We start from the raw sequence: 573 nt of genomic DNA on the forward strand, positions 1-573 counted from the left end.
AGCCTCGGGCGCGGCCTCGCGGCAGGCCACGAGCAGGTCAGCCCAAGCCGCCCCTGCCTCGGCGACCAGGCGGTCGGTCACCGGACCGGGGGCGACGTGGCGGCGCGACGGGTCGAGCGGGAAGGTCGCCACGAGCAGGGCGGGGACCGTGCAGGGCTCGTCCGTGGGGGTCGGTGCGTGCACGACGGCGGGTGGCTCGGCCTGCACGGCGGCGGCGGAGGGGCGCCGGACGGCCCAGGTGACCTCCCACCCGGTGCGTCCCCGCTCCTCGACCGGGCGGTCGGCCAGGAGGCTCCCCGGGAGCTCCCCGCCCCGGGTCGCCACGACCCAGCGGGTGCGGACCTCGTCGAGGCTCAGCACGGTGGCGCCGTCGACCTGGACCTCGACGCGCTCGAGACCCGGCAGGGCGAGGAGCAGCGTGTCGTCGACCCGGTCGAGCTGGGCGCGGACCTCCCGGACCGCGGCGGCGTCGCGCAGCCCCAGGGCGACCACGGTGTCCCAGCCGTCGAGCTCGGGACGGTGGAGGTCGCGACGCTCGGTGGCGAGGACGCCCGCCTCAAGTCGGAGGCCAAG

At 78.0% G+C, this 573-nt stretch carries 1 pseudogene; it reads right to left on the reverse strand.

The window, feature by feature from the left end:
- Positions 1-573: pseudogene (locus L0B03_RS18920) on the reverse strand (hypothetical protein); the annotation flags it as partial.

This window comes from Actinotalea sp. C106 (genome assembly GCF_023630195.1).
Taxonomy (GTDB): Bacteria; Actinomycetota; Actinomycetes; order Actinomycetales; family Cellulomonadaceae; genus Actinotalea.